The sequence below is a fragment of the Nocardia transvalensis genome, from assembly GCF_015477765.1.
GTDB classification, from domain to species: Bacteria; Actinomycetota; Actinomycetes; order Mycobacteriales; family Mycobacteriaceae; genus Nocardia; species Nocardia transvalensis_A.
The window spans coordinates 48806-69058 of record NZ_JADLQQ010000018.1 but is presented as its reverse complement, the minus strand read 5'-3'; the positions used below and the strand labels follow the sequence as shown (position 1 = coordinate 69058).

The 20253-nt window shown below is 68.1% G+C and carries 23 protein-coding genes; 11 read left to right on the top strand and 12 right to left on the bottom strand.

All coding sequences use genetic code 11. The features are described 5' to 3' along the window. The first annotated feature begins 131 nt into the window (after window positions 1–131). Genes pdhA through IU452_RS36810 form a run of 3 tightly spaced genes read left to right on the top strand, consistent with a single transcriptional unit; the run spans window position 132 to window position 3587 of the window. On the top strand, window positions 132–1223 hold the full coding sequence (gene pdhA / locus IU452_RS36820) for a pyruvate dehydrogenase (acetyl-transferring) E1 component subunit alpha (RefSeq protein WP_195113896.1): 1092 nt from the start codon (window positions 132–134) through the stop codon (window positions 1221–1223). Further along, window positions 1220–2200, top strand: a complete 981-nt coding sequence (locus IU452_RS36815; RefSeq protein ID WP_195113895.1) for an alpha-ketoacid dehydrogenase subunit beta — start codon at window positions 1220–1222, stop codon at window positions 2198–2200. Before pdhA ends, IU452_RS36815 begins: the two co-directional genes overlap by 4 nt. Before the next feature lie 37 nt (window positions 2201–2237). After that, window positions 2238–3587: a dihydrolipoamide acetyltransferase family protein gene (locus tag IU452_RS36810; RefSeq protein ID WP_195113894.1), complete on the top strand. Its 1350-nt coding sequence runs from the start codon at window positions 2238–2240 to the stop codon at window positions 3585–3587. Window position 3588: 1 nt separating this feature from the next. On the opposite strand, the gene IU452_RS36805 is transcribed toward IU452_RS36810, so the two are convergent. Together IU452_RS36805 and IU452_RS36800 are read right to left on the bottom strand one after the other, a co-directional pair. Next, complete coding sequence (locus tag IU452_RS36805) at window positions 3589–4026, bottom strand: acyl-CoA thioesterase (RefSeq protein ID WP_195113893.1); 438 nt, start codon at window positions 4024–4026, stop codon at window positions 3589–3591. Window positions 4027–4040: 14 nt separating this feature from the next. Continuing rightward, the gene (locus tag IU452_RS36800) at window positions 4041–5048 is read right to left on the bottom strand and encodes an AraC family transcriptional regulator (protein ID WP_195113892.1); all 1008 of its coding nucleotides are present in this window, start codon (window positions 5046–5048) and stop codon (window positions 4041–4043) included. Window positions 5049–5247: 199 nt separating this feature from the next. Between IU452_RS36800 and IU452_RS36795 the strand changes: the two genes are divergently transcribed. Together IU452_RS36795 and IU452_RS36790 are read left to right on the top strand one after the other, a co-directional pair. Continuing rightward, window positions 5248–6426 (top strand): MFS transporter, encoded by a 1179-nt coding sequence (locus IU452_RS36795; RefSeq protein ID WP_195113891.1) that lies wholly within the window; start codon window positions 5248–5250, stop codon window positions 6424–6426. Window positions 6427–6482: 56 nt separating this feature from the next. Next, a complete protein-coding gene (locus IU452_RS36790; protein WP_195113890.1) occupies window positions 6483–6995 on the top strand; it encodes a MarR family winged helix-turn-helix transcriptional regulator in 513 nt (170 codons plus the stop codon). A 10-nt stretch (window positions 6996–7005) separates the two neighbouring features. Here the strand turns inward: IU452_RS36790 and IU452_RS36785 are convergent, their stop codons facing one another. Then, window positions 7006–7338 (bottom strand): hypothetical protein, encoded by a 333-nt coding sequence (locus tag IU452_RS36785; RefSeq protein WP_195113889.1) that lies wholly within the window; start codon window positions 7336–7338, stop codon window positions 7006–7008. 204 nt (window positions 7339–7542) lie between these two features. Here IU452_RS36785 and IU452_RS36780 point away from each other — a divergent pair, with 204 nt between their 5' ends. Beyond that, window positions 7543–8688 carry a lactonase family protein gene (locus IU452_RS36780; RefSeq protein WP_324193030.1) on the top strand — a complete coding sequence of 382 codons (1146 nt, stop codon included), beginning with the start codon at window positions 7543–7545 and terminating at the stop codon, window positions 8686–8688. 9 nt (window positions 8689–8697) lie between these two features. Here the strand turns inward: IU452_RS36780 and IU452_RS36775 are convergent, their stop codons facing one another. The 3 genes from IU452_RS36775 to IU452_RS36765 are packed head-to-tail and all read right to left on the bottom strand — an operon-like array spanning window position 8698 to window position 11584. Next, the gene (locus IU452_RS36775; protein WP_195113888.1) at window positions 8698–10107 is read right to left on the bottom strand and encodes an NAD(P)(+) transhydrogenase (Re/Si-specific) subunit beta; all 1410 of its coding nucleotides are present in this window, start codon (window positions 10105–10107) and stop codon (window positions 8698–8700) included. 2 nt (window positions 10108–10109) lie between these two features. After that, a complete protein-coding gene (locus IU452_RS36770) occupies window positions 10110–10436 on the bottom strand; it encodes an NAD(P) transhydrogenase subunit alpha (RefSeq protein WP_195113887.1) in 327 nt (108 codons plus the stop codon). Beyond that, window positions 10436–11584, bottom strand: a complete 1149-nt coding sequence (locus tag IU452_RS36765; RefSeq protein ID WP_195113886.1) for a Re/Si-specific NAD(P)(+) transhydrogenase subunit alpha — start codon at window positions 11582–11584, stop codon at window positions 10436–10438. The genes IU452_RS36770 and IU452_RS36765 overlap by 1 nt, the downstream gene beginning before the upstream one ends. A gap of 240 nt (window positions 11585–11824) precedes the next feature. On the opposite strand from IU452_RS36765, the gene IU452_RS36760 reads away from it, so the two are divergent. The 3 genes from IU452_RS36760 to IU452_RS36750 are packed head-to-tail and all read left to right on the top strand — an operon-like array spanning window position 11825 to window position 13746. Further along, window positions 11825–12274 carry an HIT family protein gene (locus IU452_RS36760; RefSeq protein WP_195113885.1) on the top strand — a complete coding sequence of 150 codons (450 nt, stop codon included), beginning with the start codon at window positions 11825–11827 and terminating at the stop codon, window positions 12272–12274. Beyond that, window positions 12271–13086, top strand: coding sequence for a maleylpyruvate isomerase family mycothiol-dependent enzyme (locus IU452_RS36755; protein WP_195113884.1), 816 nt, complete (start codon window positions 12271–12273; stop codon window positions 13084–13086). The genes IU452_RS36760 and IU452_RS36755 overlap by 4 nt, the downstream gene beginning before the upstream one ends. Window positions 13087–13092: 6 nt before the next feature. Next, on the top strand, window positions 13093–13746 hold the full coding sequence (locus tag IU452_RS36750; RefSeq protein ID WP_195113883.1) for a Type 1 glutamine amidotransferase-like domain-containing protein: 654 nt from the start codon (window positions 13093–13095) through the stop codon (window positions 13744–13746). Window positions 13747–13759: 13 nt separating this feature from the next. Here IU452_RS36750 and IU452_RS36745 read toward each other — a convergent pair whose 3' ends face one another. Beyond that, complete coding sequence (locus IU452_RS36745) at window positions 13760–14080, bottom strand: GroES family chaperonin (protein ID WP_195113882.1); 321 nt, start codon at window positions 14078–14080, stop codon at window positions 13760–13762. A gap of 69 nt (window positions 14081–14149) precedes the next feature. Between IU452_RS36745 and IU452_RS36740 the strand changes: the two genes are divergently transcribed. Together IU452_RS36740 and IU452_RS36735 are read left to right on the top strand one after the other, a co-directional pair. Beyond that, window positions 14150–15508: an FAD-binding oxidoreductase gene (locus IU452_RS36740; protein ID WP_195113881.1), complete on the top strand. Its 1359-nt coding sequence runs from the start codon at window positions 14150–14152 to the stop codon at window positions 15506–15508. Window positions 15509–15553: 45 nt separating this feature from the next. Further along, on the top strand, window positions 15554–15844 hold the full coding sequence (locus IU452_RS36735; RefSeq protein ID WP_195113880.1) for a GNAT family N-acetyltransferase: 291 nt from the start codon (window positions 15554–15556) through the stop codon (window positions 15842–15844). Here the strand turns inward: IU452_RS36735 and IU452_RS36730 are convergent. From IU452_RS36730 to IU452_RS36710, 5 genes are all read right to left on the bottom strand, one after another. Next, entirely contained in the window at window positions 15841–16149 is a 309-nt protein-coding gene (locus IU452_RS36730; RefSeq protein ID WP_195113879.1) for a hypothetical protein, read from the bottom strand. The genes IU452_RS36735 and IU452_RS36730 overlap by 4 nt on opposite strands. A 267-nt stretch (window positions 16150–16416) precedes the next feature. Continuing rightward, a complete protein-coding gene (locus IU452_RS36725) occupies window positions 16417–17574 on the bottom strand; it encodes an acyl-CoA dehydrogenase (protein ID WP_195113878.1) in 1158 nt (385 codons plus the stop codon). 142 nt (window positions 17575–17716) lie between these two features. After that, the gene (locus IU452_RS36720; protein ID WP_195113877.1) at window positions 17717–18472 is read right to left on the bottom strand and encodes a TetR family transcriptional regulator; all 756 of its coding nucleotides are present in this window, start codon (window positions 18470–18472) and stop codon (window positions 17717–17719) included. Between the two features lie 40 nt (window positions 18473–18512). Further along, window positions 18513–19028 (bottom strand): 5-(carboxyamino)imidazole ribonucleotide mutase, encoded by a 516-nt coding sequence (gene purE / locus IU452_RS36715; RefSeq protein WP_195113876.1) that lies wholly within the window; start codon window positions 19026–19028, stop codon window positions 18513–18515. Then, the gene (locus IU452_RS36710) at window positions 19021–20241 is read right to left on the bottom strand and encodes a 5-(carboxyamino)imidazole ribonucleotide synthase (RefSeq protein ID WP_416382407.1); all 1221 of its coding nucleotides are present in this window, start codon (window positions 20239–20241) and stop codon (window positions 19021–19023) included. Before IU452_RS36710 ends, purE begins: the two co-directional genes overlap by 8 nt. Window positions 20242–20253 lie beyond the last annotated feature (12 nt).

Genomic DNA, 20253 nt, shown 5'->3' with positions numbered 1-20253 from the left:
GAGCATTCTGCCCAGTTCCCGTGTCACCACTTGCGCAAGTCGCCCAACCGTGGATCCTGTGAGTTACAGCACATGATTGCCTCGCGATGTCCGGAGACCCCGGCACAGCGATGAACCAGGAGGCGATGGTCATGGCCGACAAAGCCACCTACCCGGTGCAGTTGGTCCAACCCGACGGCCGCCGCGTATTCGACCGCGAGCACGCGGCGTCGGTGTCCGATGTCGGACCCGACAGATTGCGGCAGTTGTACGAGGACATGGTGGTCACCCGCCGCATCGATACCGAAGCGACGGCCCTGCAACGCCAAGGACAGCTGGGCCTGTGGCCACCGCTGCTCGGTCAGGAGGCGGCACAGATCGGTTCCGCACATGCCCTGTATCCCGACGACTACGTGTTCTGCAGCTACCGCGAGGCCGGTGTCGCCTACTGCCGCGGCGTCGATCCGGGCGAGATCACCCGGCTGTGGCGCGGCGCCGCCCATTCGTGCTGGGACCCCGCCGCGATCAACATGACCAATCCGACGATCGTGGTCGGCGCCCAGGGTCTGCACGCCACCGGTTACGCCTACGCCGCCCATCTCGACGGGGCCGAGATCGCGGTGATCGCCTACTTCGGCGACGGTGCCACCAGTCAGGGCGATATCGCCGAGGCACTGGGGTTCGCGGCGTCGTGGAGTGCGCCGGTCGTGTTCTTCTGCCAGAACAACCAGTGGGCCATCAGCGAACCGGTGCGCGTCCAGAGCGCGACCCCGCTCGCGCGCCGCGCCTTCGGCTACGGCATTCCGGGCGTACAGGTGGACGGCAACGATGCGCTCGGGGTGCTGGCGGTGACCCGGCAGGCCGTGGCCCGCGCTCGCACCGGCGGCGGGCCGTCGTTCATCGAGGCGATCACCTATCGGATGGGCCCGCACACCACCGCCGACGATCCCACCCGCTACCGCGACGCCGCCGAGCTCGAGCTGTGGCAGCGCCGCGACCCGATCGCCCGGATGCGTCGGCTGCTGGAGCGGGAAGGCTTGTGGGACAGCGAGTTCGAACAACACGTGCAGGACCGGTCCGACGAGGTCGGTGGGCGGCTGCGCAGCGCCACCATCGAGATGCCCGATCCGGATCCGATGACTCTGTTCGACCACGTCTACACCACCGCGCACCCACTGATCGAGGAACAACGCCGGCAGTACGCCGCCTATCTCACTGCCGACACGGAAGGAGCCCGGTCATGATCACGACATTCGCGGCCGCCCTCAACACCGGACTGCGCCGAGCCCTGGAGGACGATCCGAAGGTCGTGCTGATGGGTGAGGACATCGGACGCCTCGGTGGCGTCTTCCGCGTCACCGATACCCTGCAGAAGGACTTCGGCAACAACCGCGTCATCGATACGCCGCTGGCCGAATCCGGCATCGTCGGAACGGCTTTCGGCATGGCCCTGCGTGGCTATCGGCCGGTGTGCGAGATTCAGTTCGACGGATTCGTCTATCCGGCCTTCGATCAGATCGTCTCGCAGGTGGCCAAGATCCACTACCGCACGCAGGGAAAGGTGTTCGCGCCCATCACCATTCGCATTCCGTTCGGCGGCGGCATCGGGTCGGTGGAGCACCACTCCGAATCACCGGAGGCGTACTTCGCGCACACCGCGGGCCTGCGGGTCGTCTCGCCGAGCAATCCGGCCGATGCGTATTCCATGATCCGCCAAGCGGTTTCGCTGGATGATCCGGTGATCTTCTTCGAGCCCAAGCGCCGCTACTGGGACAAGGACGATGTCGACTTCGCGGCCCTGGAGGCCGAGCCGTTCCCGCTCGCCCGCGCCCGGATCTGCCGCGCCGGGGACGATGCCACCGTGGTCGCCTACGGCGGCATGGTGCGCACCGCGCTCACGGCGGCGGAGATCGCGGCCGGCGAGGGGCACTCCCTCGAGGTGATCGACCTGCGCAGCCTCTCGCCGATCGACTTCGACACCATCGAGGAGTCGGTGCGCCGGACCGGCCGGCTGGTGGTGACACACGAGGCGCCGGTCTTCGCCGGTCTGGGGGCCGAGATCGCCGCCCGCATCACGGAACGGTGTTTCTACTATCTGGAGGCCCCGGTGCTGCGAGTCGGTGGCTTCGACATCCCCTATCCCCCGGCTAAGCTCGAACGGCACCACCTGCCCGACCCCGACCGCATCCTGGACGCGGTCGATCGGACGCTCGCCGCCTGACCCGCCGTTCAGACAGAGGTGCCCGTTGGAAGATCCGGTGACGACAGATCAGAATCACGTGCTGGAGTTTCGGCTGCCCGATCTCGGGGAGGGCCTGACCGAGGCCGAACTCGTCTCGTGGTCGGTGGCCGTGGGTGACACGGTAGAGCTCAACCAGACCATTGCCGAAGTGGAGACGGCCAAGGCGCAGGTGGAGTTGCCGTGCCCGTTCGCCGGGAAGATCACCGAACTCCTGGCCCAGCCCGGGGACACGATACCGGTGGGTGCGCCGCTGATCCGGGTGCAGACCTCCGCGGCGGCGGACCAGCCCGCCCAGCGCCACTCGGTGCTGGTCGGTTACGGGCCCGACGAGGAGGGCACGTCCAGGCGTGCCCGGCCCGCCATGAAAGCCGCTGCGGCGGAACCCGATTCGCCGAGGCCGGGCTACCCGCAGATGCCCGGCCGTCCCCCGGCCACCCCGGCCGCGCGCAAGCTGGCCCGGGAGCTCGGTATCGACATCAGCTTCGTCGCCGGGTCCGGCCCCGGCGGTGCGGTCACCGTCGAGGACGTGCGGCACGCGGTCCCGGTGTCACAGCCGTCCAACCGGATTCGCACCGAGGAGGATGCGGACGAGACGCAGCGGCCGACCGCACCGCCGGTGCCGCTCATGCGGCCCGACGGCGGCGTCATCCGGCCGACGCCGACCTCGCGCGAGACCCGCACGCCGGTCAGCGGGGTCCGCAAGCGCACCGCCGCCGCCATGGTGGCCAGCGCCCGGACCATCCCGCAGGCCAGCGCGTTCGTCACCACCGATTTCACCGCGTCGATGGAGTTGCTGGACCATCTGCGGGCCACCGAATCCTTCGCCGGTCTGTCGCTGACCCCCTTGGCGCTGGTGGCCAAGGCGACGCTCGCGGCCATGGCGGAATTCCCGGGCATCAACTCGTTCTGGGACGAGGACAACAAGGAGATCGTCACCCGGCACTACGTGAACATGGGCATCGCCGTGGCCACCGAGCGCGGACTGCTGGTGCCGAATATCAAGGAGGCCCAGTCGCTGAGCCTGCGTGAGCTGTGCCGGGAGATCAGCTGGCTGGCCGAGGTCGCCCGAGCCGGTACCGCCACACCCGCGGATCTGCGCGGCGGCACGTTCACCATCAGCAATGTGGGCGTATTCGGCGTCGACACCGGGGTGCCGCTGGTCAATCCCGGGGAGGCCGCGATCCTGTGCCTGGGCTCGATTCGCAAGCGGCCGTGGGTGTATCGCGACGAGCTCGCCGTGCGCTGGGTCACCGAACTGGGCCTGAGCTTCGACCACCGGATGGTCGACGGCGAACTGGCGGCCCGGTTCCTCGCCACGGTGTCCTCGCTGCTGGAGGACCCGCTGACGCTGCTGGGGAGAGTCTAGCCTAGCCCGCCCGCTCGACCACCAACCCCTCTGCGGCCCTGCGGATCACGGGCGGGATCTCGACCGATCTGCGGGTTTGGTTGTCGACGTAGACGTGCACGAAGGTGCCGGTCGCGGCCAGTTCCAGGGCATCGCCGTCCTCGCGGAAGACGGCCAGGTCGTAGGTGATACTCGAGCGGCCCAGCCGGGCGATCCGCAAGCCGACCTGCAGCTTGTCGGGAAAACTCAGCGAGCCCAGGAACTGACAGGAGGTCTGCGCGACCACCCCGATCGCGGGCAACTCGCGAATATCGGTGCCGGTGGCAGCCATCAGCCAGGCGTTCACCGCGGTGTCGAAGTACGAGTAGTAGGTCACGTTGTTGACGTGCCCGTAGTGATCGTTGTCCGACCACCGTGTCGGCACCGGCCAGAGCACCGGATAGTCCTGCTGCGTCCTCACCCGCACGACCTTAGTCAGGCACTGCGAAGCCCCGCGGTCCCGCGGTGGTCGCGGGGGCTGATGCCGTAGCGACGTTTGAAGGCGGCGCTCAGGGCGAAGGCGCTGCCGTAGCCGACGCGGCGGGCGATGGCTTCGACGGTGGCATCGGAGTCGTGGAGCAGGTCGGCGGCCAGCGCCAGGCGCCAGTCGGTGAGGAAGGTCATCGGGGGCTCGCCGACCAGGTCGGTGAAGCGGCGGGCCAGTGCGGCCCTGGACACCCCGACCTCGGCGGCCAGCGCGGCCACCGTCCAGGGGTGGCCCGGATTGTGCTGCAGCAGGCGAAGGGCCTTGCCCACCAGCGGATCGGCGTAGGCGTGGTACCAGGCGGGTGCGTCGCCGCGGGCGAACCATGCCCGCAGCGCGGCGATCAGCAGCAGGTCGAGCAGCCGGTCCAGCATCGCTCCCTGCGCCGGGCGGTCCCGGGCGCTCTCGTCTACCAGCAGATCCAGGACGGGTGAATCCAATTCGGCCCCGCGCAACACGATGATCGGCGGCAATGCCCGCAGCAACCGACGGCTTGCCGCGCCCTCCTGCTCGTAGGTGCCGGTGACGAGCAGGGTGGCCGCATCCGGATTCGGTCCCCAGCCGCGAACGCCGAGACGCCAGCGCTCACACAGTTCCTCGCCCTCGGGCGTGGTCGTGATCTGGCCCGGATTGATGAACACCTGTGGCTCTCTGGCCGGATCGTCGGCGACCGTGTAGTGATCGGGCCCGCGGATGATCGCGACATCTCCTTCGCGCAGCTGCCGTGGCGCGGCCGTACCGGTCCCGGGAAATCCCACCCGGCACAGTTCCCCGGACACCGGCGTGCCGACGCCGCTGCCCGGATCGGGCACGATCCAGCCGCCCCCGCGCACCACAGCGACCACCGTCAGCGGCGCCTCGTCGCGGATCCGCAGCGACCACGGCGGGTCCAGCAGCGATCTCATGACGAATGCGCCGCGCGCCCGCGGCCCCTCGAGCAGGCTTTCCAGCGGGTCCACCCCACGACAATCGCAGATGCCCCCATTCTTCTCAACCCTGGATTCGGGGGCCGGAACTTGTCGGTGCCCCGGAATACAATCGAAGACGAAAGCGGTTGAACCGTACAGGATTCGGAACTCGACCGGTCGCGTCGACGAGGCCGTGACCGGCGAGGAAAACGGGGAGATACCGGCGACAAGGGCCGGTAGCGTCGGATCAATGACTGCTCCGACGCTTGCTCCACCGGTCCGGATCGCACGCGCCGCGGTGTTCGCGGTGTTCGGCCTCAACGGGTTCTTGAGCGCCATGTGGGTGGTGCACATCCCGGTGGTGACCGAACGGACCGGGGTCTCGAATGCGACCCTGGGCATGCTGATCCTGCTCATGGCGGGGGGCGCCATCATCGGCATGCAGGCGGCTGGGCCGCTGGCCGACCGGTTCGGCAGCCGCGCCCTGGTCGCGGCCGCGGCGAGTTGGCTGGCGCTGGCGGTGATCGGCCCGGGATTCGCGACCGGCCCGGTAGCGCTGGCCTTTGCGCTTGTGGCCTACGGTTTCGGCAACGGAGCCGTGGATGTGTCCATGAACGCCCAGGCCGTACAGGTCGAGCGTGCATACGGCCGACCGATCATGGGGGCCTTCCACGCGCTGTTCTCCTGCGGCGGCCTGGTGGGATCGCTGGCAGGCGCGGCGGCCCTGCACAGCGGATGGGACATCCGCCTCACGTTCGTCGTGACGGCGATCGGCGGGCTGCTGACGGTGGCCGTCAGTGCACCCCGGTTTCTGTCGCACGTCAAGGCACGTTCGGAGGTGCCGGCCGCCGTGGATGCCTCGCCCCGCACGCCGCGAGCTCATGTGTCGCGCAAAGTATTCGCCTTGGCCGCCATCGCCTTCGCACTGTTGATGACCGAGGGCGTCGCCAACGATTGGAGCGCTCTGCAGCTGCGCGAACACCTCGGCGCCAGCGAGGCCACCGCCGCACTGGCCTTCGGCGCGTTCTCCACCACCATGACGATCGGCCGATTCGGCGCCGACCGGGTGAGCGGCCGATTCGGCGCCGTGGCCGTGGTGCGTTGGGGCGCATTGCTCGGTGCCGCCGGATTGACGCTGATCATCACCTCGGCATGGGTACCGCTGACCCTGCTCGGCTGGGCCCTGCTCGGCCTGGGCCTGGCCGGTGGCATCCCGCAGATCTTCAGCGCCGCAGGCAATCTCGGCACCGCGACCGCGGCCACCGATATGTCGCGGGTATTCAGCCTCGGCTATCTGGGCTTCCTGGCGGGTCCGTCGGTGATCGGCTGGCTGTCCAAGCCCACCTCACTCACCGTGGCCCTGATCTTCCCGTTGATCGCCGTCCTGCTGTGCGCCTGGTTCGCGAAGATCGTCGATACCCGCTCGTGATCAGCACGCTTCTGGTTACTTACCTGCTGCAAGTAATGCGACCGTAGAATGTCCGAATGACGCGCTCCCGGCCAACCCCTGAGATCGAGCCCGATGACGAGTACATCGTGCAGTTGGAGCGGGCGATCACCCGAATCTCCTACGTGCTGACCAGGGCCCGTCGCCACGGGCTGACCATCGCCGCGGCGGGGGTGGATGTGGATCGCGCAAATGTTCCGTTACTCCGCGTGCTGGCCGATATGGGGCGGCCGCTGCGGCTGGGCGAGCTGGCGGGCCGGCTCGGCGTCGAGGCTCCGCATGTGACCCGGATGGTGCAGCGGCTCGAGCGCACCGGCCTGGTCATGCGGGTCGCCGATCCGCAGGACCGTCGGGCGCAGCGGGTTCAGCTGACACCGGCCGGTCGTGACGTGGACGAGGCCATCCGCCTGGTCATCCGCCGCGACATACGACGGGCGCTGTCGGCGTGGCCTCAGGAGGACCTGCGACTGCTCGCGGCATTGAATCACCGCATGGTCGACGACTTCATCGAATGCCTTCCCGAACTGGAACCCATGCGCACAACGAAATAGGCCGACCGGACTATCGCCGTGACGGCTCAGCCCTCGACGGCGGGGGGCACGACAGATCCGGCCACGGTGGGCGGCGCAGGATCGCCAGTGTCGTGAAGGCGGCCGCCAGCAACCCGGTCAGCACCCCCAGCAGGGCAATACGCCCCTCGTCGACAGCCGGTTTCCACGTCACATTCTCACCGTGGACGACGAAGATACCCAGCGGCCGCGGGGCGAGTCGCCAGGCACCGCCGGGCCGTGTCACGGTGATGATCGTGGCTCCGTCGGGGGTCTCGTGCGGAGTCCCGTAGATGAGCGAGTCATCGAACCCCGCGGGAGGATCGAACCGTTCTCGAAGCGTCACTTCCGCCCCCTCTCGTGCCGCCAGCGTAATACGCCCAGCGCGTCCCCGCCGAATCTTCGGTGCCGTGTGCTATCGACTATCCAGACCGAAAACCCCGCTTCTGTTGCGCAATATGCAAAATGAGTTGCGCCCCTTGCGAAGTGGGTGTGATGTACGCCATTCTGACCGAGCGCGAGACAGGCCCATGGGCGGAAGGAGAGACTGGTGGACAACGGTCAGCTGGGACGGCGGCAATTCCTCGGGGTAGTGGGATCGGCCGCCGCGCTAGGGGTCGGCGCCGCCACCGGCATACTGCACCCTGCCCCGGCCTGGGCGGCCACCCGGACGCGGGCCTACGTGGGGTGCTACACCTCCACCGGTTCCGGCGGTCGCGGAATCGGCGTGGCCACAGTCGATTCCGAGACCGGTCGACTCGCGATCGACGAGGTCGTGGAGGTGCCCGACCCTTCCTTCCTCGCCTTCTCGCCGGATAGGAACCACCTGTACGCGGTGAACGAAGGCTCGGGCGCCGGAACGGCCACCGCGATCGATCTGCGAGCGGCTCGCCCTGCCGTCCTGAATACCGTTGCGGTACAGGGCAGTGGGCCCACCCACCTGGCCGTCGCACCGGACGGCCGCTCGGTACTGACGGCGAATTACGAATCCGGCAGTGTCACAGTGCTTTCCGTGGCCGCGGACGGCAGGCTGGGCGCCGTGACCGATGTCGTTCAGCACACCGGCACCGGTCCGGATCCGGATCGGCAGACCGGCCCGCATGCCCACCAGGTGGTATTCGACCCGTCCGGCCGCTGGGTGCTGGCGGTCGACCTGGGCGTCGACTCGGTCTATGTCTACCGGCTGGCCGAGGGCAGATTGATGCGGCAGGCACAGGTGGCGATGGCAGCCGGCAGCGGCCCGCGACACCTGGCCTTCCACCCCGACGGGCAGCGGGTGTATCTGGCCAACGAACTCGATGCCACGGTGACCGTCTGCCGCTGGCAGGCCGACCGCGGCGAACTCGTGGCGGGACAGAGGATCCCGGCCGATTCGGTCGGCGGGGGCGCACGGAACTACCCGTCCGCACCGGTGGTCTCCCGCGACGGCCGCTTCCTGTACGTGGCCAACCGCGGCCACGACAATATCGCGACCTTCGCGGTGCTCGGTGAACTCCTGGTGCCGCTGGGTACAACACCGTGCGGGGGCGCGTTCCCGCGAGATCTGCGGCTGGGCCCCGACGGCCGACGGTTGTATGCGGCCAATCAGAAGTCGAACTCACTCACCTGGCTGGACATCGATCCAGTGACCGGCCTGCCCTATGGACCGGCCGGGTCACTGGATACCCCGACGCCTACATGCGTCCTGTTCGCCTAGCCGAAACCCCTACAGCGCCTTGAGTTCCTCGGTCACCGCGCCGACCGACTTCTTGGCATCGCCGAACAGCATGGACGTGTGATCGGAATAGAACAGCGGGTTATCGATCCCGGCGAAACCGGAATTCATCGAACGCTTCAGCACGATCACCGATTTCGCCTGGTCCACATTCAGTACCGGCATACCGTAGATGGGGCTCGAGGTGTCCTCGCGGGCGGCGGGATTGGTGACATCGTTGGCGCCGATCACCAAAGCCACGTCCGTGCGGGAGAATTCGCCGTTGATCTCGTCCATTTCCTTGAGCGAGTCGTAGGGCACCTCCGCCTCGGCCAGCAGCACGTTCATATGCCCGGGCATGCGACCGGCCACCGGATGGATGGCGTACTTGACCTCCACACCCTTGGCCTCGAGCAGCGTCGCCATCTCCTTGACCGCGTGCTGCGCCTGCGCGACGGCCATACCGTAGCCGGGTACCACGATGACCTGGTTGGCGTAGGCCATCTGAATTGCGGCGTCGGCGGCCGAGGTGGCCTTGGCCTGCTTCTGCTCGCCTCCCGTGGCGGCGATCGCTCCCCCGCCACCGAAGCCGCCGGCCACGATCGCCGGAATGGACCGGTTCATCGCCTTGGCCATCAGATTGGTCAGGATGGTGCCGGACGCGCCGACGATCATGCCCGCCACGATCATGGCGGTGTTGTTCAGCGCCAGACCGGCCGCGGCGGCCGACAATCCGGTGAGCGCGTTGAGCAGCGAGATGACCACCGGCATATCGGCACCACCGATCGGCAGCACCACCATCAGGCCCAGCACGGCCGCCAGGACCAGCACCAGCACCATCCACCAGGTCGGCACGCCGTCCTTCGCGGCGCCCAGTCCGATCACCACCGCGGCGGCGACGGCGCCGACGAGCAGCAGAATGTTCAACGGCTGCTGCGCTTTTCCGATACCGATCGGGCGGCCCGGCAGAATCTCCTGCAGCTTGCCGAAGGCGATCAGCGAACCCCAGAACGACACCGATCCGATGATCGCCGCGAACAGCGAGGCGATCACGATGTGCACGCTCGGCTGCTCCGGAATCCGGGAAAACCCTTGGGTGTTCAGGAATTCCGACAGCGAGATCAACGCCACCGTGCCACCGCCGACACCGTTGAACGCGGCCACCAGCTGCGGCATCGCGGTCATCTTGGTGAACTTCGCCGGCGGAACACCCAGCGCCACACCGACGATCAGGCCCGCCGCGATGACGATCCAGTTCGAGGTGTCGCGAATGGAGATGAAGGTCGCGATCACCGCGAGCGCCATACCGGCCGCGGCGATCCAGTTGCCCCGCACCGCTGTCTTCGGGCCGGTCAGGCCCATCAGGCCGTAGATGAACAGCGAAAAGGCGATGATGTAGAGGATATTGACCAGATTGTCCACGGCTACTTACCCGCCTTCTCCGCCTGCGTGGCCGCGGCGGGCTTCTTCCCCTTGAACATTCCCAGCATTCGGTCCGTCACGACGAAACCGCCGATGACGTTGAGGGTTCCGAACACCACGGCGACGAACAGGATGATCTGCTCGGCCACCGAGGGATGCTCGTTGCGGCCCAGCACCACCAGCGCACCCAGCACCACGATGCCGTGAATGGCGTTCGTACCCGACATCAGCGGCGTGTGCAGGGTATTGGGCACCTTCGAGATAACGGCGAAACCGACGAACCCGGACAGCACCAGAATCGCGATATTCGCCAGCAGTTCGGTGTACATCAGCTATCCACCTTCTTCTCGCGGGTGACGCAGGAATCGGCCAGCACCTGATCGCCGAAGTCGGGCTCGAGGCGCCCGTCGGTCAGCATCAATTCCAGCAGGGCCGCAATATTTTTCGAGTACAGCTCGCTCGCATGCTCGGGCATGGTGGCGGGCAGGTTCAGCGGTGAGGCGATCGTGACGCCGTGCTTGACAACGGTTTTGCCCGGTTCGGTCAGCTCGCAGTTGCCGCCGGTCTCACCCGCCAGGTCGACGATGACGCTGCCGGGCTTCATCCCTTCCACCGCCGCGGCCGTCACCAGTCGCGGCGCGGGCCGCCCGGGCACCAGCGCCGTGGTGATCACCACGTCGAAGCCCTTGATCGCATCCTCGAGGGCCTGCTGCTGGGTGGCCTTCTCCTCCTCGGTGAGTTCGCGCGCGTAGCCGCCCTCCCCGGCGGCGTCGATGCCCAGATCCAGCCACTGTGCACCCACCGACCGCACCTGATCGGCCACCTCCGGCCGCACGTCGTAGCCGGTGGTGCGGGCGCCCAGCCGCTTGGCGGTGGCCAGGGCCTGCAGGCCCGCCACGCCCACGCCGAGGACCAGCACCGTCGCGGGCTTCACCGTGCCCGCCGCGGTGGTGAGCATCGGGAAGAACCGCGTCGCCTCCGAGGCCGCCAACAGCACCGCCTTGTACCCGGCTACGTTGGCCTGCGACGACAGTGCGTCCATCACCTGGGCCCGCGAGATGCGCGGAATCGCCTCCACCGCAAAGGCTTGCACCCCGGCGGCCTTCAGCTCGCCGATCTTGTTGTCGGCACTGCGCGGCGCCAGGAAGCCGATGAGGGTCTGCCCCGCCGACAGCTTCGCGATCTCGGCGTCGTTGGGCGGAGCCACCTTCACCACCACCTCCGCCGACCACGGATCACCGAGGGTGGCACCCACCTCGGTATAGGCCTCGTCGGGGATCAGCGCCCCCGATCCGGCCCCCGGCTCGACGATCACCTGCACCCCCTGACGCAGCAGGGTCGGGATGATCTTCGGCACCAACGCGACGCGGCGCTCGTCGGGGTTCGTCTCGCGAACGACCCCGACACGCGTGCCGTGGGGATCACGCTGCTCAGCGTCGTGCCGCGCGTCCGCGTCTGCGCTTTGCGTTGTCTCCACTGGTCGACTTCCTTTGACTTGTGACGGATGGCTGGCCCCCACCGTCCATGGTGGGCCGCTGTGACCGGTCCGGCGTTCGAGGAACTTACTTAGTAGTAGGTTCGGAGAGAATACCCGGTTGCCGGTGAGCGTAGCCGAGATCAACATCACAGCGCTGGGTGAAATTCCTCCGAATTGTCCCCCAACCGAAGAGATCGCCGGGCCTGTCGCCCGCCGCTCGTACGCCGTAATGTCAGCGGGGTGAGTGGCTGCCTCTTCTGCCGCATCGTTGCGGGAACCGCGCCGTCGACCAAGGTCTACGAGGACGACGAGCTGTATGCATTCCTCGACATCCGGCCCATCACCCGCGGGCACACCCTCGTCGTTCCGAAGGTCCACGCGACGGATCTGGACGATCTGGATGCCGCGCTCGGCGCCCGCATCTTCACCCTGGGCCACCGCATCGCCAAGGCCCTGCGCCGCAGCGATCTCGGTGCCGACGGCGCGAACCTGGTGCTCAACGACGGGAAGGCGGCCTTCCAGACGGTCCACCACGTGCATCTGCACGTGGTCCCGCGACAGCACGGCGACCGGTTCCTGTTCGCCAAGGGAATTCTGCTGCGCCGACCGCACGAGACCGAGGCCACGGCCGCGGCGATTCGCGCCGGCCTGGATCGGCTGGACAACGAGGAGAAGGAAACCCGCGCATGACGCTCGACCGCACCGAACTCATGACGGCCCTGTCGGCACAGTGGGAGGCGCTGGCCCGGCTGGTGACCGATCTGGAGGAAAGCCGCTGGCGCACACCGTCCCCGCTGCCGGGCTGGACGGTGTTCGACGTGATCGCCCACGTGGTCGGCACCGAATCCATGCTGCTGGGCGAGCCGATGCCGCAGGTCGACACCGACGTGCGGGCCCTGGACCACGTCCGCAACGACACCGGCGCCTTCAACGAGGCGTGGCTGATCTCGCTGCGACCGCTGACCGGGGCACAGCTGCTGGCGCGCTTCGGGGAGGTCACCGACCGCCGCCGTAAGGCGCTGGCTGCGATGGACGACACCGCCTGGCAGGCCGAGATCCGGTCGCCGATCGGCGTGGTGCCCTACGGCCGGTTCATGCGGGTGCGGCTGTTCGACTGCTGGATGCACGAACTCGATATCGCCGACGCACTCGACGTCCGGATCGACGAGGGCGGGCGGCGCGCGGAGCTGGCCGTCGACGAGATCGAACCCTTCATCGGACGCATCGTGGCCAAGCGGGGTAAGGCACCCGCCGGTTCACGCATCACCATCGACCTGACCGGGCCGGTCACCCGGTCCCTGCATGTGCAGGTCGAGGAGCGGGCCGAACTCGTTGCCACCCTGGATCGTTCGCCCGACGTGGTGGTCCGGCTCGACTCGGGTCTGTTCGCCCGGCTGTGCGGCGGCCGCACGACAGCGGATGCGCACGCCGAGCGGATCGAGGTGTCCGGCGACGAGGAATTGGGACGCCGGGTGGTTCGCAACCTGGCCTTCACCCTCTGAGCCGCGGTGCGACTGTTCCTGTCCAGCTACCGATTCGGGGCGCACTACGACCGGTTCGCCGCGCTGGTCGGCGAGCCGGGCCCGGTCGCGGTGATCCCGAACGCCTTCGACGCCTGGCCCGAGGCCTGGCAGAGCGCGGTGACCAGCGATCTGGTTCCCCTGCGCCGGTTGGGTTTCCGGCCCGATGTGCTCGATCTGCGCGACTATGTGGGTCGCACCGCCGAACTGGAGAAATCGCTGAGACGCTATCGGCTGGTGTGGGCGCGCGGCGGCAATACCTTCGTGCTACGTGCCCAATTCGCCCGCAGCGGCGCCGATCTCGTCCTGCCCGCACTGCTGGCCGAGGACGCACTGGTCTACGCGGGCTACAGCGCCGGGGCCTGTGTCCTCACTCCGGATCTGCACGGCCTGGAGGCCGCCGACGACCCGGCCGAGGTCGCCTCCGCCTGCGGCATCGAACCCCGCTGGGACGGTGTGGGATTGGTGGGGCACCGGATCGTCCCGCACGTCGACTCCCCGGCCACCGACCCCGACGGCAGTTGCACCCGCATCGCCGCGGAATACCGGGCGGCGGGCGTGCCGCACTGGGCGCTGACCGACGACGACGCCGTCATCATCGACGGCGACCGCGTCGACACGCTGCTCAGCCGCCCCGCTTGACGCCCTCCCCGTCTCACAAGTACAAGCCGGTCCCGTGCTCCGGCCGCTCACTGGCGACGGCGTGCAGGTCGCGCTCGCGCAGGACCAGGTACGCCTGGCCCTGGACCTCGACCTCGAACTGGTCCTCGGCGCTGAACAGCACCCGGTCTCCCACGCTCACGCTGCGCACATGCGATCCCGCCCCGCACACCTCGCCCCAGGTCAAGCGCTTGGCCACCTGTGCAGTGGCCGGAATGAGGATGCCGCCGCTGCTCCGCCGCTCGCCAGATTCCTGGGCCACGCGAACCATGACCCGGTCGTGCAACATCTGGATCTCTAGCTTGGCATCGGACACAACGCGGCAGTTTACTGCGCGGTGAACGCCCCTCCACCAGCGGACTCGACGACCACGTAGGTTCGTGGTGTGGACGTGAACACCCTTGCCGCCGCGCTACCCGAGGGCACGCTGGTCACCGACCCGGACATTCTCGCCGGATATCGACAGGACCGGGCACTGGATCCGGACGCCGGGACGCCACTGGCGCTGGTGCGCCCGACCACCACCGAGCAGGTCGCCACGGTGCTGCGGTGGGCGGACGAACATCGGGTTCCGGTGGTGCCGCGGGGTGCGGGCACCGGGCTGTCCGGCGGCGCCACCGCGCAGAACGGGGCGCTGCTGCTGAGCACCGAGCGGATGCGGCAGATCACGGTCGACCCGGTCACCCGCACCGCCGTGGCGCAGCCGGGACTGTTGAATGCGGAGGTCAAGCGGGCCGTCGCCGAGCACGGGCTGTGGTATCCGCCGGATCCATCGTCGTTCGAGATCTGCTCCATCGGCGGCAACGCCGCCACCAACGCCGGCGGGCTGTGCTGTGTGAAGTACGGCGTGACAACCGATTACGTTCTCGGCATGGAGGTGGTGCTGGCCGACGGCACGGTGGTGCGCCTGGGCGGCCCCCGGCTGAAGGACTCCGCGGGGCTGTCGCTGACCAAGCTGTTCGTCGGCAGCGAGGGCACCCTGGGCGTCATCACCGAGCTGACCCTGCGCCTGCTGCCCGCGCAGCCGCCGCAGAGCACCGTGGTCGCCACCTTCGCCACGCTCACCGAGGCCATCGACGCGATCCTGGCCATCACCGGACAGCTGCGGCCCTCGATGCTCGAGTTCATGGACGCGGTCGCGATCAACGCGGTGGAGGATGAGCTGCGGATGGGGCTGGACCGCACCGCGGCCGCCATGTTGGTGGCGCGCTCGGATGCGCCGGGCGAATACGCCGCACGAGAGGCCGAGGTCATGGTGGCCGCCTGCGAAAAGGCCGGTGCCGCCGAGGTTTTCAATACCGACGACCCCGAGGAGGGCGAAGCATTCAGCGCGGCACGGCGTTTCGCGATCCCCGCGGTGGAACGTAAAGGGCCGCTGCTGCTCGAGGATGTCGGGGTGCCGCTGCCGCGGCTGGGCGACCTCGTCACCGGCATCGCCGAGATCGCCCGCCGCCGGGACGTGCTGGTCTCGGTGATCGCCCACGCCGGCGACGGCAACACCCATCCGCTGATCGTGCACGACCCCGCCGACCCCGAGCAGAGCGAGCGTGCCCACCGGGCCTTCGGCGAGATCATGGAGCTGGCGATCGCCCTGGGCGGCACCATCACCGGTGAACACGGCGTCGGGCGGCTGAAGAAGCCGTGGCTACCCGATCAGGTGGGCCCGGAGGTGATGGCGCTGACGCGGCGCATCAAGGACGCGCTGGATTCACACGGCATACTCAACCCCGGAGCTGTGTTGTAGTCGGCAGAACGGAACAATGGCGGTGACGAAGGAGTTCCACCGAACATGACGACCAGGCTCGAGCACAATGTCGAGGCCACTCGGTACGAGATCTATCTCGACGACACCCTCGCCGGATACGCCGATTACAGCGAACGCGTGGTCGGCGACCGCAAGGTCCGGGATTTCCAGCACACGCTGACGTTTCCCGAATTCCGGGGCCGCGGGGTGGCCGCACAGGTGGTCGAATTCGGTTTGCGGGACGCCCGGGACGCCGGCTTCTCCGTGATTCCCACGTGCTGGTACGTGGAGAAGTTCATCGACGAACACCGCGAATACGCGGACCTGGTGGCCTAATTCCGCCGTCGCCAGACCAGGAACTGGCGGTCCCGGACGCTGCCCATCGCCTCGGCCACCTTCTCGGTGTCGAAGCCCGGCAAGTTCTGCAATCGCGCCAGGAACCGGGTGTCGGCCGCAGAATGCGGAACCACGCAACCGTTTCCCTTGGCGCCGATCAGCACGAAGAACACATCGTCGGCGAACGGCCCGTCGGGGGTGGTGATGATCCGCACCTCCGAAAGTTCCTGCCACAAGACCTCTTCGACACGCCCGTTGTCCAACGTGCGCCGGACGAACCTGTCGTTGATCTCGACTCCGGCCATGCATCAATAGTGCTCCGCTCGCGCCCGCACGGATAGTCCTCAATTCGCCCGATTGCGACTGAACGTACAGCTGTAAGAACAAAATCCGGAAAATGCGAGATCCCGGCGGAAAGCGCGCCGGGAAGACGGAGAAGGGGGCATGCCGGGGAAGACGGAGAAGGCATGCCGGGATGACAAGTGGGCGGCCCACCCTTGTCATCCCGGCACGAAGGCAAGAAGACGGACTCTGTCGTCCCGGCGAGCTTTCGGCCGGGATCCACCCCGCCGTCAGCGCAGCAGGGCGCGGGACATGACCAGGCGTTGGATCTGGTTGGTGCCCTCGTAGATCTGGGTGATCTTCGCGTCGCGCATCATGCGCTCCACCGGGAAATCGGTGGTGTAGCCGGCGCCGCCGAACAATTGCACGGCGTTGGTGGTGACCTCCATCGCCACATCGGAGGCGAAGCATTTGGCGGCGGCGGAGATGAAGCCGAGATTCTTCTCGCCGCGCTCGGCGCGGGCGGCGGAGGTGTAAACCATCAGGCGCGCGGCCTCGATCTTCATCGCCATATCGGCCAGCATGAACTGGGTGTTCTGGAAGTCGGCGATGGCCTTGCCGAACTGCTTGCGGTCCTTGGTGTAGGCGATCGCGGCGTCCAGGGCGCCCTGGGCGAGGCCGACGGCCTGCGCGCCGATGGTCGGGCGGGTGTGGTCGAGGGTCGCGAGCGCGGTCTTGAAGCCCGTGCCCTCCTCGCCGATGATCCGGTCGCCCGGAACGCGGCAGTTCTCGAAGTACAGCTCGGCGGTCGGCGAACCCTTGATGCCCAGCTTGTGCTCGAGCGGGCCGACGACGAAGCCCGGATCGTCCTTGTGCACCATGAACGCCGAGATGCCGTTGGCGCCCTTCTCGGGATCGGTCACGGCCATGACGGTGTACCAGGTGGACTGGCCGCCGTTGGTGATCCAGCACTTGGAGCCGTTGATGACCCAGTCGTCGCCGTCGCGGCGGGCGCGGGTGCGCATGCTCGCGGCGTCGGAGCCGGCCTCACGCTCGGACAGACAGTAGGAGGCCATCTTGCCGTCCACGATGTCGGCCAGCACCTTCTGCTTGAGCTCCTCGGAGCCCCTCAGGATCAGGCCCATGGTGCCGAGCTTGTTCACCGCCGGGATGAGCGACGACGATCCGCAGACCCGGGCGACCTCCTCGATCACGATGCAGGTCGCGACCGAATCGGCGCCTTGGCCGCCGTAGGCCTCGGGCACGTGCACGGCATTGAAGCCCGCGGCGTTCAGCGCGTCCAGGGCCTCCTGCGGGAAGCGGGCGTGCTCGTCGACGTCCTTGGCGTGCGGGGCGATCTCCTTCTCGGCCAGGCCGCGAATGGCCTCGCGCAGTTCGTGATGGATGTCGTCCAGCTTGAACAGGTCGAAATCGGGGTTGCCCGCCATGGGTTCACTCCTCGCGAATCTCCAGCATGTCGGCACTCAGTGCCATTCAGGGTCGAGTATACGTCGCCATATCGCGACCACATGCGCCTATGTCAGGGATTTCACCTGGCACTGGGTGTCAACTTGATCGTTGTGGCCCTCGTCACAGATTACCGAGCCGATGCGAGAGCAGCTCGGCAATTTGCCGAGGCGGCATGTCCCGCGGGAAGACCGCGACGACCATCTCCCCGGAGGCGCCCCGCCCGGGACGCGGAATCGCCGCCAGCGCCGCCCGCAGATCCGCCGCGCTCGCCTCCGATCGGCCCCGCACCATGCGCCGCAGCAGATAGTTGTGTGTGGCCGTCACCGCGGCGGTGAACTGGATCAGCGACAGGTCCGCCACCTCGGGCAGCCGCGACCGCAGATAATCGGTGAACAACCGCTCGTACCGGAAGACGGTGACGATCTCCCGATCCCGCAGGGCCGGCACCTGCCGCACCACACGGTACCGCCGCGCCGCCAATTCCCTTGTCTGCGTGAATCTTTCGAAAACCCCCAGCACGGCCTCGCACACAGTGTCCCACGGATCACCTTGCGCCCGATCGAGATACGCCTGCGCCTGCGCCAATTGCGCCTCGTGGTCGGCGAAGACGACATCCTCCTTCGACCGGAACTGCCGGAAGAAGGTACGCCGCGAAATCCCCGCCGCCTCCGCGATCTCGTCGACCGTCGTCGCCTCGTACCCCTTCTCGGCGAACAGCCGCAGGGCATGATCGACGACGCTCAGCTTGAACCGCGACGTCTCGGCTAGCCCGCCTCCCCGCGTATTCAGCGCACCAGCGGGTGCCTCGCCGGCCGCGTTGCGGGCCGGCGGTCGGGTGCCGGGTCGGCTCTTGGGCGTGCCCCCGGAGTTACCCATGTGCTCTCGAAATCACGGATTCTGTTCGCATCGGCCCTGCTCAACCTAGCAGGCGGGTGCGTAGGGCGTCGTCCTTGTCCAGAACCAGTTTCTCGAGATCGGCCTGGAATTGCTCCATGCGGGTGCGCAGGTCGGGGTCGGTGGCGGCGAGGATGCGGACGGCGAGCAGGCCCGCGTTGCGGGCGCCGCCGATGGAGACCGTGGCGACCGGGACACCGGCGGGCATCTGGACGATCGACAGCAGCGAATCCATGCCGTCGAGGTATTTCAGCGGCACCGGGACGCCGATGACCGGCAGCGGGGTCGCCGAGGCCACCATGCCCGGCAGGTGCGCGGCGCCCCCGGCACCGGCGATGATCACCTTGATACCGCGACCGGCCGCCTGGCGGGCATAGTCGAGCATGCGCTGCGGGGTGCGGTGGGCGGAGACGACGCCGACCTCGAAGCGAATCCCGAACTCCGCCAACGCCTCCGCCGCGGCCTCCATGGTGGGCCAGTCGGAGTCGCTGCCCATGATGAGCCCCACTACCGCACCAGATGTCTTGCTCTCACTCATGGGGATCCCATCCGTCGGTCCATACCGCGTGCGACATCCAATGCGCCGCGCGCTCTGCCTTCTCCCGCACCTCGGCCACGTCGTCGCCGAGAATATTGATGTGCCCGATCTTGCGCTTCGGGCGCTCCCCCTTGCCGTACAGGTGGACCCGCGCCTGCGGCATCCGGGCGAACAGGTGGTGCAGCCGCTCGTCCATCGACATCTCGGGCGCGACCTCGGCACCCAGGATGTTGGCCATCACCGTCACCGGCGCCAGCGGGCTGGTGTCGCCGAGCGGATAGTCCAGCACCGCGCGCAGATGCTGTTCGAACTGGCCGGTGACCGCGCCGTCCATCCCCCAGTGCCCGGAGTTGTGCGGGCGCATCGCCAGCTCGTTCACCAGCAGCTCACCGGCGTGGGTCTCGAACAGCTCGACCGCCATCGCACCGGTGACGCCCAGCTCCGCGGCCAGCCGCAGCGCCAGCCCCGACGCCTCGGTCGCGCGTTCCCGCGACAGGTCCGGCGCGGGCGCGATCACCACGGCGCACTGTCCGTCGCGCTGCACGGTCTCCACCACCGGCCAGACCGCGGCCTGCCCGAAGGGCGAGCGCGCCACCATCGCCGACAGCTCCCGCTTCAGATCGACCTTCTGCTCGGCCAGCAGCACCACGCCGTGCGCCAGCTGGTCGGTGACGATCCGCTCGGCCTCGGCGCGATCGCCGATCATCCACACCCCGCGGCCGTCGTATCCGCCGCGCACCGCCTTCAGCACGAACGGCCAGCCGTGCTCGTCGCCGAAGCGCACCGCGTCGGCCGCCGATTCGACCGGTGCGAACGGCGGCACCGGCACTCCCAGTTCTGCCAGTTTGCGGCGCATGGCCAACTTGTCCTGGGCGTAGATCAGGGCCTGCGGCGGCGGCTGCACGTTCACGCCCTCGGCGACCAGCGCCTCGAGGTGTTCGGTCGGCACGTGCTCGTGATCGAAGGTCAGCGCGTGCGATCCCACGGCGACCTCGCGCAATGCGGCCAGGTCGGTGTGCGAACCCAGCACCACCTCGGGCGTCACCTGTGCGGCGGGATCGTCGGGGCGTTCGGCGAGGACCCGCAGACGCTGTCCGAGCGCGACAGCGGCCTGATGCGTCATCCGTGCCAGCTGTCCGCCGCCGACCATGGCCACCGTCGGCATTGCGGACGAATCGAAGAAGCGGGAGGTCACGGCCCTATATGTTGTCATGGCCCCTCCTTC